A 22,395-nucleotide genomic window follows, 5' to 3' on the forward strand; every position below is an offset into this window, starting at 1 on the left:
CCCGAGAGACTGCTAGCATCGGACGCACTTGCATCCCGATCCGGCAACATCAGGTAGCCCATGCTCGAGACCACAGCACCGCCAAGGAAAGCACCGCTGGCCCCGCCACTGGACACGCGGCACCAGGTCGAAACGCCGGAAGGCGTCGACTTGCCGCTGCGTCCCGCTGGCCTGATGGTGCGTGCCGTGGCGTTCACCATCGATCTGGGGTTTCGCGGGCTGATCCTGGGCCTGCTGCTCATGGTGCTGGCGTTGCTCGGTAAACTCGGTATCGGCCTCGGCTCACTGCTGCTGTTCGTGGTGAGCTGGTGGTACATGGTGTTGTTCGAAGTACTGCGTCAGGGCCGCTCGCCGGGTAAACAATGGATGGGTCTGCGGGTGGTGCACGACGACGGCACACCGGTCGGCTGGTCGGCGTCGCTGCTGCGCAACCTGCTGCGTTTTGTCGACCTGATGCCGTTCGGCTATTTCCTCGGTGCGATCAGTTGCCTGCAACACCCGACCTTCAAACGCCTCGGCGACATCGCTGCCGGCACGCTGGTGATCTATAGCGAACGCCCGCTCAAGCGCCCGCAATTGCCCGATGCCGAACCGCGCCGCTCACCGATCCCGCTGACCCTGACTGAACAACGCGCCCTGCTCGCTTTCGCCGAACGCCAGGGCGAACTGTCGACGGCGCGGGTCAACGAACTCGCTGCATTGCTCGCTCAGCCACTGCACATCAGCGCGCCGAAAGCCGTCGATGAACTCAACGGCATCGCTCGCAGCCTGTTGGGTCCGACATGAAGCAAAGTCTTTTCGAATCCCGCCACAAGGCCGAATGGGAGCGTTTTGCCCTCGCCGTCGAACGACTTGAACGGGGCAAGGACACCTCGCAGGTAGCGGAATTTCCCAAGGCCTATCGCCGACTCTGCCAGCATTTGGCGCTGGCGCAGGAACGTGGCTATAGCAGTTTTCTGGTCGACTCCTTGCAACAGCAAGTGCTGCGCGGGCATCAACAGCTTTACCGGCATCGCAGCCAGCTCGGCGCGAACGTGCTGGGTTTCATCCTCGCCGGCTTTCCACGGTTGGTGCGCGCCGAATGGCGCTTCGTGCTGGCCGCCGCCCTGTTGTTCTTCGGCAGTCTGGCCGGTTTCGGTTTACTGGTTTTCCTGTTTCCGGAGCTGGTCTACAACCTGATCCCCGCCGATCAGGTGCGCGAGATGCAAAGCATGTACGACCCTGCCGCCGGCCATCTCGGGCGTTCGGCCGAGCGCGCGGCGAGCGAAGACTGGGTGATGTTCGGCTACTACATCATGCACAACATCGGCATCGCCTTTCAGACCTTCGCCAGCGGTTTGCTGCTGGGGGTGGGCAGTGCATTTTTCCTGTTCTACAACGGGCTGATCATCGGCGCGGTGGCCGGACATCTCAGTGAGATCGGCTTCGGCCAGACCTTCTGGTCGTTCGTGATCGGGCACGGTGCGTTCGAACTCAGCGCCATCGCCCTGGCCGGTGCGGCAGGACTGAAACTGGGTTGGGCGTTGATCGCACCGGGACGCCTGACACGAATCGAGGCCCTGCAGATTGCGGCGCGCCAGAGCATCCTGCTGATCTGTGGCGTGATGCTGTTTCTGTTGATCGCCGCGTTTATCGAAGCCTATTGGTCGTCGCGCACCGGGGTTACGCCGCAGACCAAATACCTGGTCGGCGCCGGGCTCTGGCTCTGCGTGGCGATCTATCTGCTGTTCGCCGGAAGGACCCGCCATGCGCCTGAGTGATGCGACCGTGGCGATCCGTCCGCGCACCACCTGGGAAGCCATGGACCTGGGCGTGCTCATGAGCCAGCAACATCGACGCCTGCTGATAACCAGTTGGGCCATCGTCACCCTGCCGCTGTTCGCGGTGCTCAGCCTGTTGCTGTGGGATTCACCGTCACTCGCCGTGTTCATCTTCTGGTGGCTGAAACCGGCGTACGAACGCTTGCCGCTGTACATCCTCTCCAAGGCGCTGTTCGGCGAAACACCCACCTTGAAACAGGCCTTGCGCCAATGGCCGCGCCTGCTCAAGCCGCAATTGCTCGCCAGCCTGACCTGGCGCCGCTTCAGCCTGAGTCGCAGCTTCCTGCTGCCCGTGCTGCAACTCGAAGGCCTCGACGGCGCGGCCCGCCAGCAGCGTTTACAAGTGCTGCTGCAACGCAATGCCGGCGCCGCGCAGTGGTTGACGATCATCGGCGTGCATCTGGAAACGGCGCTTTGGATTGGCCTGATGGTGTTGTTCTATCTGCTGCTGCCGCAACAGGTCGAAACCGATTGGGACTGGCAAAGCCTGATCTTCGCGGCCGACTACGAATGGCGCTGGCTGGAGCATCTGACCAATGCGTTCTATGCGCTGATCCTGGTGATCTGGGAACCGGTGTATGTCGCCTGCGGGTTCAGCCTGTATCTGAACCGCCGCACCGTCCTCGAAGCCTGGGACATCGAACTGGTGTTCCGCCGCTTGCGCCAGCGTTTGAACAGCGGCGTGATCGGCTTGCTGCTGGTAGCGTGTCTGCTGTTGCCGGGCGTGCCCTCAGCCTGGGCCGCCGAGCCTGCCACTGCTCCGGATGCACCGCGTCTGTTGAATCAGCCGCTGACCAGCGAGGCGTCCCGCAACAGCATCAAGGCCTTGCTCGAACAACCGCCGTTCAAGAACAAGGAAACCGTCACCCGTTATCGCTTCGGTGAGGATCCCGCGGCTGCCGAAAAACCCAGGGAAGGCGAAGCACCGCAATGGTTGAAAACCCTGCTCGACTGGCTGGACGGCCGACACCTCGACGGTCTGGCCAAGGCGATCGAAGTCGTGCTGTGGGGCGCAGTGATCGCCGGGCTCGGCTGGCTGATCTGGCGTTATCGGGATTTTCTGCAAGCGTTCGTCGGCCGCCGTCCGCGCTTGCCCGAACAGATCAAAAAGCCCTTGCCACAACAAGCCTTCGGTCTGGACCTGCAAAAGGAAAGCCTGCCCGATGACATCGCCAGTCACGCGGAACAGCTCTGGCAAACCGAGCCGCGCGCAGCGTTGGGTCTGCTGTACCGGGCTCTGCTCAGTTATCTGTTGCACGACTTCAACCTGACCCTGAAACCTGCCGACACCGAAAACGAAGTGCTGGCCCGGATCGAACAGTTGCAGCGTCCGGATCTGCTCACTTATAGCCGTCACCTCACCGGCCACTGGCAGAACATGGCCTACGGGCACCGCGTACCGGCGGCCCATCTGCAACAGGAATTGTGTGACGGCTGGCGCAGCCTGTTCGGCCACGGAGTCGCCCGTTGAACCGGCGCGTGCTCTGGCTTTTGGGTGGCGCGCTGATCGTCGCCCTGCTCGGTGCGCTGGGCATTTATCTGTACCTCAAGGCCACGCCTTACCAGGCCGAGGTCGATCACGGCCCGTCCCCCGCTGCACAAGCCAATCCCTATCTGGCGGCGGAGATGTTTCTGCGTGAGCGCGGGATCGACGTAACCCATGCTGAAAGCCTCGCCGTTTTGCCCGACATCGATCCGCGCCAGCACACGCTGCTGATGTTCAACGACCGCTCGAAAATGACACCGCGTCAGGTCGATCAGGTTCTGAACTGGGCCCGGGCCGGCGGAAGGCTGGTGTTCGTCGCCGAATCGATCTGGGATGAAAAGACCGGCCAGAGCAACGACCTGCTGCTTGATCGCGTGCAACTGCATCAATCCTTCACCAAGGATCTCAAGGGCACGCCGCCGGATGCCGCCGAAGATCCCTGGCCCAATCTGACCAAGCTCTATCTTGAAGACGAAGGCGCCCCGGCCTATGCCGGGTTCGACACCGCGTTCCACCTCGACGACCCGAAAAACCTCGCCCAGGCCTGGGCCAACAGCGCGAAAGCCACGCACATGATGCAACTGGCTTTCGGCCTCGGCACGATCACCGTGGTCACCGATGCCGATCTGTGGAAAACCCCGGCCATTGCGCAACACGACAATGCCTGGCTGCTTTGGTATCTCAGCGCCGACACGGCCGTGACCTTGTTGTACAACACCGAACACGACGGTCTGCTGACCCTGCTCTGGCGCTATTTCCCGCAAGCCATCGTCGCCTTGCTGGCGTTGATCGGTCTGTGGCTGTGGCATGTCGGCGTGCGTCACGGCCCGGTGCAGGCGCCCGCCCCAAGTGGTCGTCGGCAGTTGATGGAGCACCTGCGCGCCAGTGCCGATTTCATCCTGCGTCACAACGGTCAACAGACCTTGCTGCAAGCCTTGCAGCAGGACGTCCTGCGCCGCGCCCGTCACCGTCATCCCGGTTTCGACCAACTGAACGTCGCCGAACAATGGCTGGTGCTGTCGCGCCTGACCCGCCAACCGACCCGTGCCATCAGCCAGGCCCTGAGCCCGGCACCGAAGCGGCGTATGTCCAGCGCCGAATTCTGCCGTCAGGTCGCCCACCTGCAAGCCTTGAGGAACATGCTATGACCGAACACATCGAACCCGGCTCGCCCAGCCACACGGCCCAGCAACGCCAGCGCGCCAGCCAGTTGGCGCAAGCGGTGCGCGGTGAATTGCAGAAGGCGCTGATCGGCCAGAACGCTGTGATCGACGACGTGCTGACCGCGCTGATCGCCGGCGGTCACGTGCTGCTCGAAGGCGTTCCCGGCCTCGGCAAAACCTTGTTGGTACGCGCCTTGGCAAAATGCTTCGGCGGCGAGTTCGCGCGCATTCAGTTCACCCCGGACCTGATGCCCAGCGACGTTACCGGCCACGCGGTCTACGACCTGCAGACCGAACAATTCAAACTGCGCAAAGGCCCGCTGTTCACCCACCTGCTGCTGGCCGACGAGATCAACCGCGCCCCGGCCAAGACCCAAGCCGCCCTGCTTGAAGCGATGCAGGAACGTCAGGTCACCCTCGAAGGCCGGGCCCTGCCGATTGCCCAGCCGTTCATGGTGCTCGCCACGCAAAACCCGATCGAACAGGAAGGCACTTACCCGCTGCCGGAAGCCGAACTCGACCGCTTCATGCTCAAGGTGCGCATGGATTACCCCGACGCCGATCAGGAGCTGGACATGGTGCGACAGGTCAGTCGCTCGACCCGCGCCGACATGCTCGATGTGCAACCACTGCGCACCGTGTTGCAGGCCAAGGACGTGCAAGCCCTGCAACGCATCGCCAGCGATCTGCCGCTGGACGATCAGGTGCTCGATTACGCCGTGCGCCTGGCCCGCAGCACCCGCACCTGGCCGGGGCTGACCCTCGGCGCCGGGCCACGTGCCTCCATTGCACTGGTGCGTTGCGCACGCGCCCGGGCCCTGTTGCGCGGCGGTGAATTCGTGATTCCCGACGACATCAAGGGCTGCGCACTGGCGGTGTTGCGCCATCGCGTACGCCTTGCGCCGGAGCTGGACATCGAAGGGCTGCAAGTCGATCAAGTCCTTCAGCAACTGCTCGACCAAGTACCGGCGCCGCGCCTGTGAAACCCTCGCGCCTGCTGTTGATCTGGCTGGCGATCCTGCTGGCCATCGGCATTGTGCTGGGCGCGTTGCAGGCGCTGGACGTCGAGGTGCCATCGAGCCTGCTGTCGATCAACTGGGGATTGTTGCTGGCGCTGTTTGCGCTGAGCCTTCTGGACGCGCTGCGCCTCAAGCGCCTGCCCTCGCCCCGCGTGCAACGACAGATGCCCGGCAGCCTGGCCCTCGGTCGCTGGAGCGAAATCCGGCTGGAGGTCGAACACGACCTCGAGCAACCACTGACCATTCAACTCTTCGACCACGTACCCGACGGCCTCAGCCACGAAAACCTGCCGCTCTCCACCGAGCTGCAACCCGGCCAGCGCAGCCTGATCGGCTACCGCCTGCGCCCGCTAAAGCGCGGCCACTTCACCTTCGAAATCTGCGAACTCAACCTGCCGAGCCCCTTGGGCCTGTGGTCCGGCAAACGCCTGCTGAACATCACCGACCACACCCGCGTCTACCCCGACTTCGCCCGCCTCTACGGCGGCCAGTTGCTGGCGGTCGACAACTGGCTCAGCCAGCTCGGCGTGCGCCAGCGCCAACGCCGTGGCCAAGGGATGGAATTCCATCAACTGCGCGAATTTCGCGAAGGCGACAGCCTGCGCCAGATCGACTGGAAAGCCACCGCCCGCCACCGCACACCGATTGCCCGGGAATACGAAGACGAACGGGATCAACAGATTGTTTTCATGCTCGACTGCGGGCGACAGATGCGCAGTCAGGACGGCGAGCTGTCGCATTTCGATCATGCGTTGAATGCGTGTCTGCTATTGAGTTATGTGGCGTTGCGCCAGGGGAATGCGGTGGGTTTGTCCACCTTCGCCAGTGATCAGCCGCGGTTTATTGCACCGGTCAAAGGGGCGGGGCAACTCAAGGTATTGCTCAACGGAGTTTATGATCTGGATAGCACGCGGCGTTCGGCGGATTATCCAGCGGCGGTGAATCAGTTGTTGGCCAGGCAGAAGCGTCGGGCGCTGGTGGTGCTGGTGACGAATGTGCGGGATGAAGACGATGAAGAACTGCTGAGTGCCATGACACAACTGGGCAAGCAACACCGTGTACTGATTGCAAGCCTGTACGAAGAAAGACTCGAAGACGTGCGGCTGACTCCGGTTCAATCGCTGACGGATGCGCTGGCCTATTGTGCAACGGTGGATTACTTGAACGGCACGGCAAGACTCCATGAGCAGTTGAGGACTCACGGAGTACCGATCATCAATGCACGGCCCTCGGAACTGGGCGCAGAGTTGGTGACGCGATATCTGGCCTGGAAAAAAAGCGAGGCCTTGTGACTGCCGGATCAGCGGTCCACAACAGGCACAGTCACCCCCTTGCTGACCGAACTACCGCCGGGGTTTTTCAGGGTGACCCAAAGAGAAACCTGATCAGAGGTTGAAATCGGCGACCAGGAATGCGTGAACTTGCCCTGATTGTCAGTGCTTGTTTCCTGGGTTGCCTGCCCATTTCTGGAAACGAAGATTTTCCTGTTCGCCATGGGTTGTCGGGACCTGGTTGCCACGATCAGCGCGGTCATAGTGGTGAATGTGTTAACGAGCACCGGACTGATCGAAGCCGTCACAGACTCGATATCCGCATGGTCAGGAGAGTCAAGCGGATCAAGAACCTCGTAATTCAAGGTCTTCGATCCGGCGGAGTCATTCCGGACATAGGCAGCCAACTGATGCAAACCAACAAACGCAGGCGTCACTTTCACCTCTGCAAGCCCATTTACATTGGTCATGGACGTGCGCGACTGCATAGTCGGAAAACGCCAAACCACCGGGACACCTGGTGCGACTCCCCCGTGTCGCTCATAGAGCACCCGAGCTTGTGCTGTCAGGGTTTCACCCAGCCAGACCTCGGTTTTGTCACTGGTCAGTTCTTCAACGACCAGTTCATCCTGTTGGGCTGACAGTATCAACGACTTCACATTGCTGCCGGCCAGACCGCTTCGAACCGATGCGATCAATCGGGTTTCACCTGGCACCATCCAGAACTCGATCGATGCCTTGCCTTGTGCATCAGTGAACGTTGAATCCAGTTTTTGACTGCCCTGCCGCCAGCCCACCTCGATCCCTGACAGAACCATCCCGCTGAGGGCCGAAACCACTAATACATGCGCCAACACTTTTTGCCCGGGCTGACCGCTCGGCACATCAACGACCAACTCCTCGATCCGGCACGGTTCATTCATTGAGTAGCGGAAGTTGACTGAAGCCGAATCAGCACCGCCCGCAACAGTCGCGGTGACGATACCTGGTCCCGCAATTCGAGGAACAAAGCTGATCCGCGCGACACCCCGATAGCTGGTGTAAGTCTCTCTCGATTCCTGCTCCCCCAGCTCCCACCGGATCGGCAAACCTCTCATGGCCTTTCCGGTCAACGCATGGGTTACGGTGACTTCAGCGTTCACTGTTGCTCCCCAATCAACGACCTCAAGAACACTACTTGTCGAGGTAATCCGGGCGACAAGGACTTGACTTCCCAAAGACAGGTGCTGAACAGCAGATCGTTCCAGCAAGCGAGAGGCAGCCAACTGCAAAGACACACTGGCATCCTTCACATCTCCATCCGTGAACTCAAAATCCAGCCCCTGCTCATCCAACGCGTGGAACTCACCCAACACCCGATTGAATTCGAGCCCGACCTCACTCCGGCCGGGATTAACCAGACCCAGCGCCAACGTTTGATCAAGCAAGGGGCTGCCATCTCTCGCAAAAAGACGGAAACCGAAGGCCTCACCGCGCCTCGGAAAAAATGCCTTCTCTGCCCACGCATACCGCTGTGAATCGCTCACGGAAACATCCAGATCCAGCCAGGGATCCGTTGCCAGGGCTGTGAGCTGCGCCCCGGTTTCCGCCGTTGACCCATCGTAAGGATTCGAAGCAACAGCAGTAATCGGGCTTACACCGGCCTGACTCGGCAGAACATCGAGCCGTGCCCAGCCATCGGCGTCTGTCCGCAAGGAAACCGGCCCGGCACTCCCGGTCTGCACCGCGATTTCCGCCCCCTCGACCGGCTGATCATTGAACGCCGAGCCCAAGCGAAACTCGACCCGGGCACGCTCTCCCTTGCTCATGACGGGATCAATGGCAGGACCGCGCGTGGCCAGAATCTTGAGTTTGTTATGACCCAACTTCAATTGAGTCTGCATCGTCAGTGACTCTCCATCGATCACGATGGTAGCGGTCTGAGTCATCTCGACATCGGCTGTGCTGTCGGTGAAGTCCAGTTGCCTGCGCGCACCACCGGCCGTCATGACGACATCTTCAGTCAGTGGTGGGTTGACCACCATTCCCGGTGCCAAGGGTGTGATCGCCATTTTCACAGGCAGCCCATGCAGTGCGCTGATCCCATATGGCATATGGATCGACTGGTGAGACGTCCTCAGGCAGGGATACAACGTATCTTTACCCGGTTCAGCTGAGACATGATCAAGCATCGCCCGGGCCTCACTGGCGAGATCGGCGGCCAGCAGCCGCAAGGGAAACTCGCGCATTTCCGGCAAATGGGAACTGCTGAATGCCAATGTCGAGAGCCCGCTGAGATCGGTGCCCGAGGTGATGTCCCACTCGAGGCCGGAACTCGTCATCACCCGAGGGACACCGACTTGCGGGTTCAGCTGAAACCTCGGCAAAAGGGGCGTATTCGCATTCCAGTGCAGTGCAATCGACTTGCCGATAAAGCTGCTGCCCGCAACGGGATCAATCCGCAATTTGTGCGCTCTGCCACGTCGGCAGATTACGCCCTGCACAACCCGGTCGATCGGATTTCCGTCCAGAGAGAAGTTGACCTGCCCTTTCCATGCGCTGGTGGACAATGCCTTGACGGCGAATGAATGCTCCTGCACAGGCGCGTCTTCGTGGCGCCGTACCCGCGCGACGATATCGTAATCACCGGCATTGGCCGGCGAGTGATCCACACTTGCCCAGCCATCCACGCCCGTGAGGGATCTGACCGTTCCGGTCGGTGTATCAAACTCGACGCCTACGTTACTGACAGGTTGTCTGTCGCCCCTTTGCACTTTCACCATGCAGGTGACAATTTCGCTTTCGTCCACCACCGGCAACTTGTTCGGTCCCCAGGTCTCTCCGATCTCGACTCTGTTGTACGCCAGTGACAGGGCATTGCCTGGTGATGAATGCTGCAATTCGGAACAACCGAGGGCCCAGTCAAACAGGCCGTCGCGCTTGTCCTCGAAGTTCGTTGTCCAGAGGACTGTACCGCCATCTACAGGCGCTGGAGCCCCGAAATCCGGTTGAGCGGTAGCCCCCACGTCCGCTGGCAAATCGCCCTCGGCCCAGATCAGGAAAAATTCAGCACCACTCAGAGGGTGACCCTCCGGAATGTCCAGATTGACGAGAAAGCGCTCACCGCGCTCCGGATAGCGGGTTTTCGCCCCCCAGAAAGCCGGTGCCCCACCATCGAACCGAGCCTGTAAGGTTTTGAAAGGATCAATAGCAAACGCCTGAACCTCGAATGTACGCGTCGCTTCGCCATTTTCGGACAAAAGGCTGGCAACCGAGGCGGTAACCCTGCTCACCCCCTCCTCGGTTGGCGTGTACAGATAGGTCGCTTGACCTTGAGCATCGGTGAGTGCCCGGTGCAGAACCTTCCCGGCCTTACCCTCTACCCGCCAGACCACCTCGCTGGCTACCGGTGCGTGGGTATAAAAGGATCGGACCTGAACCTGCAGCTCCACCGATTGGCTGTACTCGATGACCGGGCACGTCTCGGCCTGTTTGAGTACGAGCAGCTCCAAGAGGTGATGCCCCCAGGAAACCAACAGCGAATACGGTGGCGCCGAGTATTTGCTGTAAATCTTCGCCTTCAGTTCATAAGGCTCTTTGCCTGACGGCTCTGGACAATCCAGCAGCCAGTCCAGACCGATGAGCTGAGACTTTCCCAACTCGGGCTCGGCGCTAATGGCCTCCAGCGGGTTATCTTCAAGCCACAGGTTGGCCTCAAGGTTTTTCCAGACACTCTCAGGATCAACCGCAAAAGAAACCCTGTGACGTTGATCCCCGGTAGCGCCCAGGCAGATCGGCAGGACGTTGCCCGCGTCGAAACGTTTGCCATCATTGAGTACGGCAAACAGCTCCAGCGCCGGAAGATTCAGCTTTATCTCTATCCTGGTCAAACGAATTTCCACAGAGCTGGGTTCACCCGCAGCCCTTACCGGGCTGATCAGATTGAGTACAAGCTCATCTCCTGCTTGCAGACCCAACCCGTCAGGCAAAACTTCTTCCAGCTCGATCAGATTAACCGCCGAGGGTGCGGCATCTTGTAATCGAGTCTTCGCCGGCAAATCGATTACAAACTTTTCCGGGCTGTCCTTTTTGTTGACCACCACTTGCCCGGCTGATGACGGGTAGGTGTTTTCATAGAGAAACCGCAAGTGATAACGGACATCAACCTGCTGTCCGATCGGCACAACCATCCTTTGCCGAACCGCCGCGCGGTGGGTCAGTGTCATGATCGATACGAGGGTGTCTTCCCATCGATCTTCCCGGATACCTACACCACCCGGATTGACCACATCATCCCAGTGGTCGTAGCCCTCAGTCATGTCGCCGTTCATCACGAAGTTGTGATCCGATTCGATGCCCCTCTGGCTCATGATTGCGTCCCCTTGGCCTCGACCTTGCGCTCAGCCTCGTTCACCAGCTCCTGTACTTTTCTGGAGAAAGCCAGATCCCCGACCTTGGCGGTGTAAAACACCTTGATCACGATATCGGTCAGCGATAACAGCATCGGCTCTCGCTTCAAATGCCAGGGAAACACGATCTGCCAGCGCGAGACGGCACCGGTGTTTTCGAACGGTAGCGTCATGCCTTCGTCAGCTCTGAGGGAAACCGTACCGGTATCATCCAGCCCCGTGGACAGGGAAACCTGCTGCCCGCTGCTCAGGTTGATCAGCACATCGACAGGCGCAACGCCCTCACCGGAGTGCAGATACTCCAGAGACTCGCTCGACGGTTTTGTGGCGATATAACTGCCAACCTGTACCAGGTTCGCCACCACATTTTCGAAGGGCCCGGTGAGCACCGGCAGACTGACCTCAACGCGAGAAATCTGGCGGCAGTAATGATCGTGGTAGTCGCGATCGAACAGCAGCTGAATCAGCTCGAAATCCAGTGTGCCCGTTGTCACCAAGTGGTCCAGCGCAGCAGCCCAGTTGTCAAACCCCTTCGGCCGGGTCGTCGGATCATCGAACAGCCGTTGCAGCGAAACGGTCTTGACGATCTCCTGGCGTCGCTCCCGGCGTTGCAAATATTCCGACCGCATTCGCAACAGACCGGCCTGTAATGTCACGCCAGCCGTCAAGCCGCGCCGCTGGTCGCGCCAGACATCGGTGTCCAGTTGATAGGCATCGAACTCGCAGGTTTCCGCTCGCAAGGCTGTCTGAGCGCTCAGGCACAGCGCAATGGCGGCGTCGTATGCCCGAAAGTGCAAGGTCTGCAGTTGCCCCATCAGCCACTGGTAAAGTTCCAGATTGGTCGCACGGGTCTGCAGGAACTCGAACAGTTTGAGCGCCTGACTATTCGCGGCAAGGGTGTGCTCCAGATTGATCCTTGCTGCATTGATGGCCCGTTCCTGGGCCGCAATCTGGGCACTGATCGCATTCTTTTCAGCAGTGGCCTGATTACGCAGCAGCCGCCATTCCTCTCGGCGGCGGCGATAGCTTTCGGAGGTGGCCGTCTTGTCGGCATTGGCGCGCTGCACGTCTGCAGCAATCTGGAAGCCAAACCCTACGGCACTCACCAGATGACCCGGCTGATGACCGCCATTGGCCATTCCGAAAACGTTGGGAAACGCATGGATGACCGCCGCCCCCATCTGGAAACCGGTGGCCAGAGAAATGAAGCGCGAGGCCTGCTCGACGTGCTCCATGACTGTTAACTCATCGGGTGAAATGTGTTTGTCGTACAGATCGGCGTAGTGCAGCTCACGCTCTTCGGCCATGGTTCTGCTGTGCTGCAGCGCCGTGAGGCTCTCGACCTCACGTGCGATGGATTCTTCCTGTGCACGGCGAGTGAATTCGCCCAGCACAGTCAAATGGTGTCGCTCCAACGTCTCCTGCTGGACACGATCCTGCTGTTCAAGCAGCCGCTGTACTTCGTTCCCCAGCTCCTGCAAGTGCTGCACCATCTGCAACGCCGCATTGAACAGTACGTCCCAGCGATAGACCGCCACTCGCAACTGCCCGCCCATCGGTCGCACCGGTCCCGCGCTACCGGCTGCCAGGCGGTTCAACAACTCACTTGGATCCATAGCAGTAAAAAGAGGGATGGATGCAAGCTTGCCGTCGATTGTCCGACCATGACGGATGTTGTCGATACGCTGATCAGGCAGGTCAAAAAACGTCAGCAAACGCGGACTGACCGGTATCTTGAAAGAGGACGTGCCGTAGACACCCATATGCTGCTTACGCGCAGCCCTGACCGGCAAACCCTTTTCCGGCAGCTGCAGTGTCTTTTCAAAATCCGCGAGGGCCGATCGGTTCTGCATCTCTTCCACGAGCTCACCAAGCTCCTTTGCAACCCAGCGATTGACGCTACGGGTATCCGGCCTGGCCCCCATCAGCGATCGGGCCCGGACATACTGCAGCTTGGCGGCCGTCAGGCTGTCTCGTGTCATCTGGCGAAAGAGCCAGTCGCCCCAGGCGATGTGGATGTTCACGTACTCGAGGAAAATCACGATCTGGTAATGCCAGGGCGATGAATAGGCGATGGCATCGGGATCTCCCGGAGCGAAGACTTCATAGGCGATGTCGGGCTTTTCCACGTCCAGAGGCCGGCAATGCCAGTATTGCGGTCTTGCCGGGGTATCACCCTGCGCCGGTTTCGCGGGCGCCTGCGGCTCGAATATGAAATGCAACCAGCGCTGGGCCGCTTCAAAACGGCTCTCGTCACGTAGCCGGACGGCAATCAGGTGCGGCAAGTGAAAAAACAGCTCCCAGAAAAACAAACCGTTGGCGCCATCAAACGGACCGTTCGGCTCGACCTCGCCCTCGGGCAAGGGTGGTTCCTTCGGAAACTGCGTCGCCCAGTCCAGCAACGATCCAATCGATACACTGGAGCGCAACACCAGATCGTGGCCGATCAACGTATTGAGCCGGACGTATTTCAGGGTGAGAACAGACGGCGGTTGATTGAAGGCCAGAAACTGGGCGCCCTGCGCATCGGTGTCATGGATATACGGCAGAGGTCCATGCTCACCGAGCGTGGCGGGAACCGTCAGGACGAGGGTTCGCGCACCGTTGTTTGCGGCACCTGTCAGCGTCACGGTAATTGTGCTGCTGTTGAACGCCGACCGCTTGATTTCCAGCCATTTGGTTGCCCATCCACCGGAAGGCGGGTACTTGTCAGTCAATGGCTCCGGGTCGGTACCGGTGGAGAACTTGACGGCCAGCGTGAAATCTATCCCTGTGCCATCGCCACGCGAGACATGAGCACAATGCCCCTGAACCCAGAGTGAGTGCTCGCCAGGGCTGTTACGCACGATGTAAGCCTTGATCCCCAGGTACTCGGCCAGCGTGCCGGGCTTGGTGATCTGGCTGTCAACGGCCGGAAACAACTGAGGCCGCATTTTTTGCTGAAGCGTACGGCGCTCGACAAACAAGTGATTGGCCAGGTAATCCATGACCGCCGTTTCATCCTTCACTTTGCGAAACAGCGAGTCACGGGTTTCATAGATCGCGACAGACAGCGCTGACGACGTATCGACTTTGGGCTGGGCATTGGTCACATGCACCGCCAGCCTGCCCTTTGGATACGAGGTATCGATCTCGTCGCGCAAAACCACCGCGACCAACCGGCACCCCTTCGATACGTCCTTGTCCGTCTTCAGCAGATGCAAGCGAATGGGTGGTGACCAGCTGTCGTCCAGCGCGATGAACGCCACCATGACTTCCAGCTCATGGAGGCTTTGCAGTTGACCCTCGTTATCGAAAACCCCCGGACGCCATTGGGCCCAGACCATGCACGGCCGCCCTTCCCAATAGACCATCCGACAGTCCAGCACGGTGTCATCGGTGGGAATGTCGGCAGGTTTCCATTCTCGCCACGCTGTCGGGTTGACCGATGACGAGTCGACCGCGAGTTCAATGTGCGCTTCACGCCAGAACCAGCCAAAAGGTGCAACGCGTTGCCTGCCCACCAGGTAATAACGCGTGTTCAGCGGATTGGCTCCACCCAGATAACCGGTCAGGACATTCATATTGCAGGTTTCTTCAAAGCTGCGCAGGTAGCGCTGCGCGCCCTTGAGCACAGAATCGTCAGTGATCGAGGTCTGATTCACATAGCTTTCAAGAGTCCTGAACAACCCGGTTTTACGGATGCGCACATAAGGCGTGATGTAATCCTCAGGTGTGCACAACAGCAGCTTGCTTGCCGACCACAGCCCGTAACTGCTGGTCAGCTCCCACTCCTCCAGAAGATCAGGATCGAACTCCCGCCCGTCGTACCCTGGTTCAAACTTCTGGAGCACCGCAAGAATGTAAGCCTGCAAACAGCTCACAGCCTCCGCCACCCACGAGGTTTCAATCTCGTCACTGTCCAGCGGGTCGGAGCGCAGCCATTCCCAAAGGTCATCCGCCGATTGGGTATTCATCGGAAAAGGAAGCTCGGCCTTTTCATGTTTGGCGTGAAGGCAGAAATCAATCAACGCATTGCGGCGCAGGGCTGACAACTCACCTGAAGTTTTGTTGAGCATCACCGTCTCCTGTCACTGTTTGCGTTGCTTGCGGGGCGCTGGCACTCGCCGGTGCGCGGGAAGGGCTTCGACAAACGTCACATCGCGGAACGTAACGGTCGTCGAATTTTCAGCCGTCGCTTTAACCTTCACGGTAATCGGCTCGCCTCTGGTGAACGTCAACTCGGTGCGTCCTTGCTGGTCAGTAACAGTCTTGATCACACCCTTCGTCGGCGGATTGAGTATCCAGGCCACCAATGCGTCTGCGATGGGGTTGTCGTAGGCGTCCTGAACGATGGCGCGGTAGGTCACCGGCGTTCCGATCAGCACCGTGCTGTCGGGCACGGGGAAAGGGTTTGGGGATTTCAAATGGAGTGAGGCCATATCCGGCCCGATCTCGATTCGCGGAGCGGCTGTCTCTTCACCCAGGTCGAGCCTGAACGTCGGCGTGACGCTGCCCATCCGGCTGCCCGGGAAAAACTTCACCGTCGCCGTGCCGTCGCCGCCGGTGGTGATCATTGAAGGTTCAAACCGGCCCAGCGTGGTGGCGCAATGAACATTGACGTTCAATCGCGCCTGACCTTCGCGGTTCTCTACCGTTACAGTAAATTCGGCAAATTCGTCCGGTTTGTTGGCGATCAACCTGACGGGATCGGGTACCGTCGTCCAGCGCACGACCAGGTCCAGCCCCCCGGCGATGACATCGTCTGCATAAGTCGGTTCGGTCGTGGTCGTCAGACTGGCTCTGACAAGGTCTGCGACGTGCTCATAGTCGGCATATTCGCTGTCCGGTGGCAGCGTCCCCAACTCGAGGAGTGTCCTGGCACTCTGACCGGTCTTCTTGGCCAACAAGCGAATGCGTGTCAGCACATCGAGTTGTTGCAGGGTCACGACCAAGCCTTTCGACGGATTCACATGGGTGGAGCAGATGCGCACTTCATCCACGCTCCAGTTGAACAGCTCGGCGAGCCACTTCGCGGCACGCTCCTGAACCAGCTCAAGACCGTGATTGGCCAGATTGGCCGGCAGCGCGTTAATGCGGCGCAGATAGTCAACCAGCCTCGTTTCCGGCTGATCGCTCATGCCCAGGGCACGTTTGTAGACTGTCAGGTAATACAACGTTGAAAGGTCGAATGCGTCGACCGAATTCAGACCGAACCATTGGCGATACCCGGTCGCGATGAAGTGATTCAGGAATTCCCTGCCGAGTTCCAACCTCGCGACCACGGCGCTGCGCCTCGAGAACTCCGCCATCACCTGCAGAACAGGATCGCTCGGCGGGTCTTCCCGCCGCAGCACAGTACCGCTGTCCGTGAAAGCTTCCGGCAATGCGAGCACTTGAGCCAATACGAAATGCACATTTGCGCCGGACCAGCCAAGTACCTGCAGAACCAGATCCGGATTCAGACCGCTATACGCAGCCAACCCCTCCTGCACCATGCTGTTCTGACTGGCGCGGCAACGCAGCACGACCGCCAGAATCAGCTCTACCAGACCTGTATCGAGGCTTCCCGTCTCCGACACCACGGCCCGCTCCGTCATTTCCCGGGCATGGGCTTCGTAGGTCTGATCCGCTGACTCAGCAAAATCACGAATCAGTCCCTGTTCGTCAACCAACGCCGCCAAGGCCCGCAACCACTGGCGATTGTTCGACAAGGGCTCGATACCGGCCATTTTCAGTACATCTTCCGTCACCTGAGCCACCGGGGCCTGCCGACGCCATTGATCGAACAGCGAGAGTTGTCTTTCATCGGGCCGGTTCGGTGGCCAGACTGTTGCTTGTTGCACCACCCAGTGCATCGGTAACTGCACGGTCTGAGCCCATTGCACGCAATCCATCAAGGCATGCATCACACTCAGTACGTCCGGGTTATCAGCTGATTGTTGGTTGTTGATCTGCGGCACGCCGGCCAGTGTGTTCACCCAGACCTGACCTCCCTTCAGGTTCAACAACAGGACCGCCTCGATCGGAGTAATCCCCAGTAACCGGGGCAGCCTGACCATGCGATAAAAACTGGACACGATCGGCAAGCTGCATTTGAGCTCAGTCAGGCCATGAGCGGCGGCAATCAGGGTGGCGAGGTAAAAATAGGTTTCCAGATCAATGCCCAGGCCCGCGCACAATTGCTTGACCGTAAGCAGATCGGCAGCAGTTACGGGAACCACCGGGAAGGATCGGTCATCAAGTACCAAAGGACGAGAACTGGCGGCACCACTGTTGAAAATTCGATCGTATTGGGCACGCTCCGTACCGCGCCCGAAAACGCAAAGCGGCCCGATGAAAGCGGCGAAGTCTTCTGCGGTGCATCCAAAGAGCTCCCGCAGTTCCTGGAACAGGCCCAGAGCTCGCAAAGTATTGGCTGTGATCCAGTAACGAGAGGGGGGCGGCGAGGGCACTTCAGCGAGCATTGCCGCAACGATCAGTCGATCGGTTTCGTGACTGGCCAACCGCAACCAGTCAGTCAGTCGCACTATACGATTGGCACGGTCAACCCGGTCCGGTTCCATATCCTCGAAACGGTTGAGCAGTTCCAGGCCGCTATTGACGATAGTGATGGGCGGGGCTTTTGCCTCATGAATGAAAACAGACCCATGGTCCTTGCCTGTTACAGAACCGGCGACGAAATCTGGCGCATTTTCGGACAGGAATGGAGTAGAGCCTTCAATCGAAAGCAATGCCTCAAGCGCCAGCGTACTCAGTTTCGTTCTTTCATTGAAAACGGAGACGAGCCTCAGATTACCAACCGAAATGTCCTTCAGACCGAGGTATTTTTGGTAAAACTCATCCGCCCCATCCGGAAAATGCGGCGCCTGCGTCAAGATTCTCCGCTGTGATGAACTCAACCGTGCAGCTTGAACGAGGGCGTCATCCGACTTGTCGCTCCAGGGCGCCGAACGAAGAAAGTACGGATACTGCAAATCACACAGGCGCACCACGCTGCCCACCGATTCGCCTTGCCCCTTCAGTACATGATCGAGCGTGACCCATGGCCAGTGAAAGGGCAGTTCACGAGGAAACGCCTTTTGGTTCAACGCCTCGTCGAGGTTTTGAATGGACCCCAGCGTGGAGGTGATGAAGTGCTCCATGATGCGGCTGATCACTTCCACCGACGACACTGCACCATGGACGGACTTGACATCGATCAACAGTTTTTCGAGATCCGTACGCCGGTCAACCAGCGGAAAATCCTTGCCATCGGTCGTCCCCAGCCGATGCAATGCCCAATGCAACAGGTCTGTCAGATACGCCGCAGGCGAATGAATGGCTTCGATCGCATCCGGCGGGCACAAATTGTCGAAGTTCGGCTTGAACAACAAGGCGTAAGTCGGACCGTTATTGAGCCCCGTACGCGCAACGACCCTGGCATCCCTGGCAGTCAATTGGTGCTCGATGAACTGCCGCAATACCACGGTCGACAGCACATTGAGGCGCTGCTGGAACTCTACGGCCTGCTGCCGGTCCAGGCCAAAGTCATGCATCAAACCGTCAACGCCTTTCTGCGCCAGTACGGTGACCGATCCCCCCGCCTTGAAAAAACGTGTCAGTGCCGTCGTGGACGAACGCTTGGGCTTTCCGACCGCCTGGGTGAACATCTTCTGAGCGATCTGGGCGGGAGAGCGGGTCATGTTGATGCTCCTGGTTCCGACACGGTTTCCAGTAAAGGAATGGCGATTTCGAGTTGTCCGTGCAATGAATTAGGCGTCACTGAGCCAACGAGGTCTACTGTCAGAACTGACAGTAGACGCGACCATTGGTCGGATTACGCCAGGCCTGGCGGTTCGTCAGGCGGCACGACTTCGAACCGTTTGCTGTCCGCTGGCATGGAACGTTTTCCACCCACGACCTGCACGGCACGGGCCCATTGCGGGCCAGCAGGCAGATTTCGCTCGGATGCACCGGCCCAACGTCCGCCGTTGGTCACAAGAGCCTCGGCATGTTTCTCGTCGGAGTCGTACCAGGCGACCACATCAACCTGCGAACCCTCGAAAGCACCGCCTGCGAATCCGGGCGTTGCTTCCTCCCACTTGCCCTCCAGCGGTTCGTCAAATGTGGGTGGGGCCATAAGCCGCTGCACGGACCTGGGCTCAGACCAACCCGAGCGGAACTCACCGTTGCGCTGTTCGGTGATGAGTGAAAGGTCGGTGCCGGTCTCAGGAAGCTCGACCGGACAGAGCCACGTCCCGTCGTTCTGGACCTTGGTCCGCCCCAGCTCCGTAAAATCAGGCAAGGCAACCACGACGTCATCTGCCGGGAATCCGAACCCGCAAATCGGCGCAGTCTTTCCGACAGCCTCACCAATACCTGGCGTTTCAATGAGTGCCTTGCCGGGAACGATCGTGATCAGCACATCCTGGCTATGCGGCGACTCCTGATCCTTGAAGTACTGCCTGGCGTTCAGTACGCATGGCCCCAATGGCCGTGTGAAATTCTGTTCGAAATATCCATCGCCAAATAGCGGATAAACACGAAAAGGATCGCCGTCGAGGTACACATCCACCTCAGTCCGGTCGAATCCTTTTCCCGCTCTGGCATAGCCTTTTACCGTGAATGTCCGGGGAACCGATGCTCCTGTTTCTGGAAGGTCGATCGTTGGCGCAAGCAGCACCACTTTGAAAGCGACCGTATTGCTGGGCGGCGATTCCAGATCACCCAGCACCTGGATGGCGAAGACGGCATGGGGACCGTAATCGAGTTCCGTGAGCGCTACCGACCATTCATCCCCTGTCGCGATCGTCTCTCCCAATAGCTGGTGGGTCACAAAATCGAAAACCCTGATCGTGAAACCGTCGAACCCGCCGGTGCCGTGCAATACCGGCAAATGATCCGTTTCCCCACCGGGTGGCGGGGTAATCACCGGTACGCTCACCGCTATATCGAAGGACATGGACACCGGGTTGGAGGTTTGCCCGCCGAACGTCTGCGTGACAGTGACCGTGTGCCTGCCGGGGCGAAATGGCGTAGAGCGCTGGAAATCCCATTGCCCGTTCTTGTCCGCATCCTCAAGCGGATGGGAGGCAGGATTGTCACTGAACGTGATCGTCAGCTCTGCTCCCGGCCAGCATTGGCCAACAACCTCTGCAAACACACCGTTCGGGGTCACTTTTTCGATAACGGCAGGGGGGGCAGAGATGATGACGGAAACAGGCGGTTGAACCCGTCCTGATTGCAGCGTTGTGAACCACTGAATGGCCGTAACCTGATACGTACCGGGAGCCCAGCGTTCGGTTGCCGTGCTGGACCAGGTCGTATCTGCGCGAACGTCGACGATTGGCACGATCGCGGAACTGGCGCCTTCCAGTCGGACCTCGACTCTGGAGGCCGGTTGATCGGACCAGTTCCTGCCCGTACCGTAGAATGTGGGAATGCCGTCCGGGTTGACGCGCGAACTCAATGTCGGAGGAGGTACAGGCACCTCGACCGTGGTGTCCTCCGATATCCAGTCCGAATAGATCGGTTGCCCTGCACCGTCGGGCACACTTTGTCGACCGTTAACCAGCGAGGTCCCCGGCAACCAGTCAGGAAAGAAAACCGTCCAGGGAGACGTTGCCACGGTAAAGGAGTGGAAAGGCATCCCGTTGTTCACGACGTGGAGATAGAACGTCGCGCCGATATGCCCGGTACCTCCGAGGGTCACCTTGCCTTGGGCATCGACCTGTACCGTCAGTTTGCCGGGTTGTGAGGGCTTTAGTTTGAACGGGCGAGAATCGCTTCGGTCGGAAGGCACTCTCAACGTCTGCTGAGCAGCAAGGCGGACTTCCCCGGGCGGGATACTGGCCGGGATATCGACCAGTACACTCCAGGCATTCCCTGTTACCGATTGAAGAGTGCCGACCACCGTATCATTCAGATCGAGAAGGATCCTCATGATGGCCCCGACCTCGCCCTCGATGCCGCTCACCGTGAATGAACGATTCTGCACTGATTGGGCGGCGGGTTGGGTAATGACAGGCAACTTGGGCAAAACGGAAACAGGCACCTTGTCGGACCATGTCGTTTGCCCGGCATACTCCTGGCTTGCATGAAAAGTGAACGGCCCGATGGGGAGCGGTGTGGTCAGCCGTATGCTCCACTGACCGCCTTGGGCCGTTCCAGATCCATAGAGAATCACCCCACTATCAGCCTCGTAGACCTTGATTGTCGCTCCCGAATGGCCCTTACCGTTGATCATCGGTTGGCGTTCTCGCAACGAGTCACCGGACTTTGGAGAATCAATGGTGACAGCAGTCACCACCAGATTCACAGTGACCCGGTTGGACTCGCCTGAAACAGAATTCCGGATAGTCTGTTTGGCGTAGAAGGTCAGTGTCGTAAGACCAGGGGGAAAGGTGGCAGAGGCAGTCCAGCTTCCATCGGTTGCAATAACCGCAGTAGCGAGTTGAGCACCGCCATTGGCATTATGCAGGGTGATAGTTCCAGCGTTAGGTATGCCTCCCGTGCCGGTAACCGTGAACGGATTCGTTGTCACATCGCCTGAGGGGCTTGTAATGACAGGCGTGGCGGGCTTGAAGGTGAGGACGATGTCCACTTCCATTTCTACGTCTTCTACACCCGATCTGTCATAAATGTATTTGAAGTAAACAGTGGCGCTCCCGTTCGGTGAATTAACCGACCCGGTAGCTTCCAGCGGATTCCACTGGCCGTTTTGATTACCTATATCATTCCAGGTGCGATCCCACGTGTTCTGACTGCTGGCTCTGACATATAAGTTGCCTTTTTTCTCTCCATTATCCTTGGCGTTATAACGTGATGTCCTGCACTTGAATTGACTCCCGTCCGCAGTAAATTCACTGAAAAACTCCAAACTGCACCAATAGCCAGTGCCTCCATAATTTCTGTACGCTCGGATCTCCTGCCGCTCCTCCAAGACTTCATCTGACTGGATGAATGATGGCGACGTCGAATTGCTCGTGTCTGGAACATCATTTTCAATGGCGCCTTCTTCATGATCTTCCATAACCTGCTCCTCGACGGGATGTGTAGGACACGAGCTGACCTTTCTCATTAATGCCAATTCGGTCATGACCGACACCTGTAGGATCTGACAGTCCCGACAAACGGTAACTCTTCCCACAGCCCGGTCCGGCAGCGTCCTGCAAGTCGTAACAACGGGCTACGACGGCTTGTGCCATTGCCTACAAATCACTCAGAATCCGCCGGCTTGTGCGCTTTTGTGTTGGCCCGTAACTTGATCCCCGTCGCTGCAATCAGC

10 protein-coding genes are annotated in these 22,395 nt (G+C 59.0%); 6 read left to right on the forward strand and 4 right to left on the reverse strand.

From position 1 onward, the window contains the following. Positions 1 to 60 precede the first annotated feature (60 nt). From M5G18_RS04415 to M5G18_RS04440, 6 genes are read left to right on the forward strand one after another with little or no spacing between them, the layout of a single operon-like run. Positions 61 to 786: an RDD family protein gene (locus tag M5G18_RS04415; protein ID WP_273899269.1), complete on the forward strand. Its 726-nt coding sequence runs from the start codon at positions 61 to 63 to the stop codon at positions 784 to 786. Next, the gene (locus M5G18_RS04420) at positions 783 to 1,760 is read left to right on the forward strand and encodes a stage II sporulation protein M (protein ID WP_273899268.1); all 978 of its coding nucleotides are present in this window, start codon (positions 783 to 785) and stop codon (positions 1,758 to 1,760) included. Before M5G18_RS04415 ends, M5G18_RS04420 begins: the two co-directional genes overlap by 4 nt. Beyond that, positions 1,747 to 3,291, forward strand: a complete 1,545-nt coding sequence (locus M5G18_RS04425; protein ID WP_273899267.1) for a DUF4129 domain-containing protein — start codon at positions 1,747 to 1,749, stop codon at positions 3,289 to 3,291. Before M5G18_RS04420 ends, M5G18_RS04425 begins: the two co-directional genes overlap by 14 nt. Next, positions 3,288 to 4,454: a DUF4350 domain-containing protein gene (locus M5G18_RS04430; RefSeq protein ID WP_273899266.1), complete on the forward strand. Its 1,167-nt coding sequence runs from the start codon at positions 3,288 to 3,290 to the stop codon at positions 4,452 to 4,454. The genes M5G18_RS04425 and M5G18_RS04430 overlap by 4 nt, the downstream gene beginning before the upstream one ends. Further along, complete coding sequence (locus tag M5G18_RS04435; RefSeq protein WP_273899265.1) at positions 4,451 to 5,452, forward strand: AAA family ATPase; 1,002 nt, start codon at positions 4,451 to 4,453, stop codon at positions 5,450 to 5,452. Before M5G18_RS04430 ends, M5G18_RS04435 begins: the two co-directional genes overlap by 4 nt. Beyond that, positions 5,449 to 6,780 carry a DUF58 domain-containing protein gene (locus M5G18_RS04440; RefSeq protein WP_273899264.1) on the forward strand — a complete coding sequence of 444 codons (1,332 nt, stop codon included), beginning with the start codon at positions 5,449 to 5,451 and terminating at the stop codon, positions 6,778 to 6,780. The genes M5G18_RS04435 and M5G18_RS04440 overlap by 4 nt, the downstream gene beginning before the upstream one ends. 8 nt (positions 6,781 to 6,788) lie before the next feature. Here M5G18_RS04440 and M5G18_RS04445 read toward each other — a convergent pair whose 3' ends face one another. The 4 genes from M5G18_RS04445 to M5G18_RS04460 all read right to left on the reverse strand — a co-directional run bounded on the left by M5G18_RS04445 (position 6,789) and on the right by M5G18_RS04460 (position 22,140). Next, positions 6,789 to 11,108, reverse strand: a complete 4,320-nt coding sequence (locus M5G18_RS04445) for a hypothetical protein (protein ID WP_273899263.1) — start codon at positions 11,106 to 11,108, stop codon at positions 6,789 to 6,791. Next, positions 11,105 to 15,205 carry a Tc toxin subunit A-related protein gene (locus tag M5G18_RS04450; RefSeq protein ID WP_273899262.1) on the reverse strand — a complete coding sequence of 1,367 codons (4,101 nt, stop codon included), beginning with the start codon at positions 15,203 to 15,205 and terminating at the stop codon, positions 11,105 to 11,107. Before M5G18_RS04450 ends, M5G18_RS04445 begins: the two co-directional genes overlap by 4 nt. 12 nt (positions 15,206 to 15,217) lie before the next feature. After that, on the reverse strand, positions 15,218 to 18,811 hold the full coding sequence (locus M5G18_RS04455; RefSeq protein WP_273899261.1) for a Tc toxin subunit A: 3,594 nt from the start codon (positions 18,809 to 18,811) through the stop codon (positions 15,218 to 15,220). 134 nt (positions 18,812 to 18,945) lie between these two features. Beyond that, a complete protein-coding gene (locus tag M5G18_RS04460; RefSeq protein ID WP_273899260.1) occupies positions 18,946 to 22,140 on the reverse strand; it encodes a hypothetical protein in 3,195 nt (1,064 codons plus the stop codon). Positions 22,141 to 22,395: the final 255 nt, after the last annotated feature.

The organism is Pseudomonas aphyarum, from assembly GCF_028657055.1.
Classification (GTDB): Bacteria; Pseudomonadota; Gammaproteobacteria; order Pseudomonadales; family Pseudomonadaceae; genus Aquipseudomonas; species Aquipseudomonas aphyarum.

Excerpts from the sequence above, each read along its gene's own strand:
- M5G18_RS04415 (WP_273899269.1), top strand. The coding sequence starts at position 61 with ATGCTCGAGACCACAGCACCGCCAAGGAAAGCACCGCTGGCCCCGCCA.
- M5G18_RS04420 (WP_273899268.1), top strand. The coding sequence starts at position 783 with ATGAAGCAAAGTCTTTTCGAATCCCGCCACAAGGCCGAATGGGAGCGT.
- M5G18_RS04425 (WP_273899267.1), top strand. The coding sequence starts at position 1,747 with ATGCGCCTGAGTGATGCGACCGTGGCGATCCGTCCGCGCACCACCTGG.
- M5G18_RS04435 (WP_273899265.1), top strand. The coding sequence starts at position 4,451 with ATGACCGAACACATCGAACCCGGCTCGCCCAGCCACACGGCCCAGCAA.
- M5G18_RS04445 (WP_273899263.1), bottom strand. The coding sequence starts at position 11,108 with ATGAGCCAGAGGGGCATCGAATCGGATCACAACTTCGTGATGAACGGC.
- M5G18_RS04450 (WP_273899262.1), bottom strand. The coding sequence starts at position 15,205 with ATGCTCAACAAAACTTCAGGTGAGTTGTCAGCCCTGCGCCGCAATGCG.
- M5G18_RS04455 (WP_273899261.1), bottom strand. The coding sequence starts at position 18,811 with ATGACCCGCTCTCCCGCCCAGATCGCTCAGAAGATGTTCACCCAGGCG.
- M5G18_RS04460 (WP_273899260.1), bottom strand. The coding sequence starts at position 22,140 with ATGGAAGATCATGAAGAAGGCGCCATTGAAAATGATGTTCCAGACACG.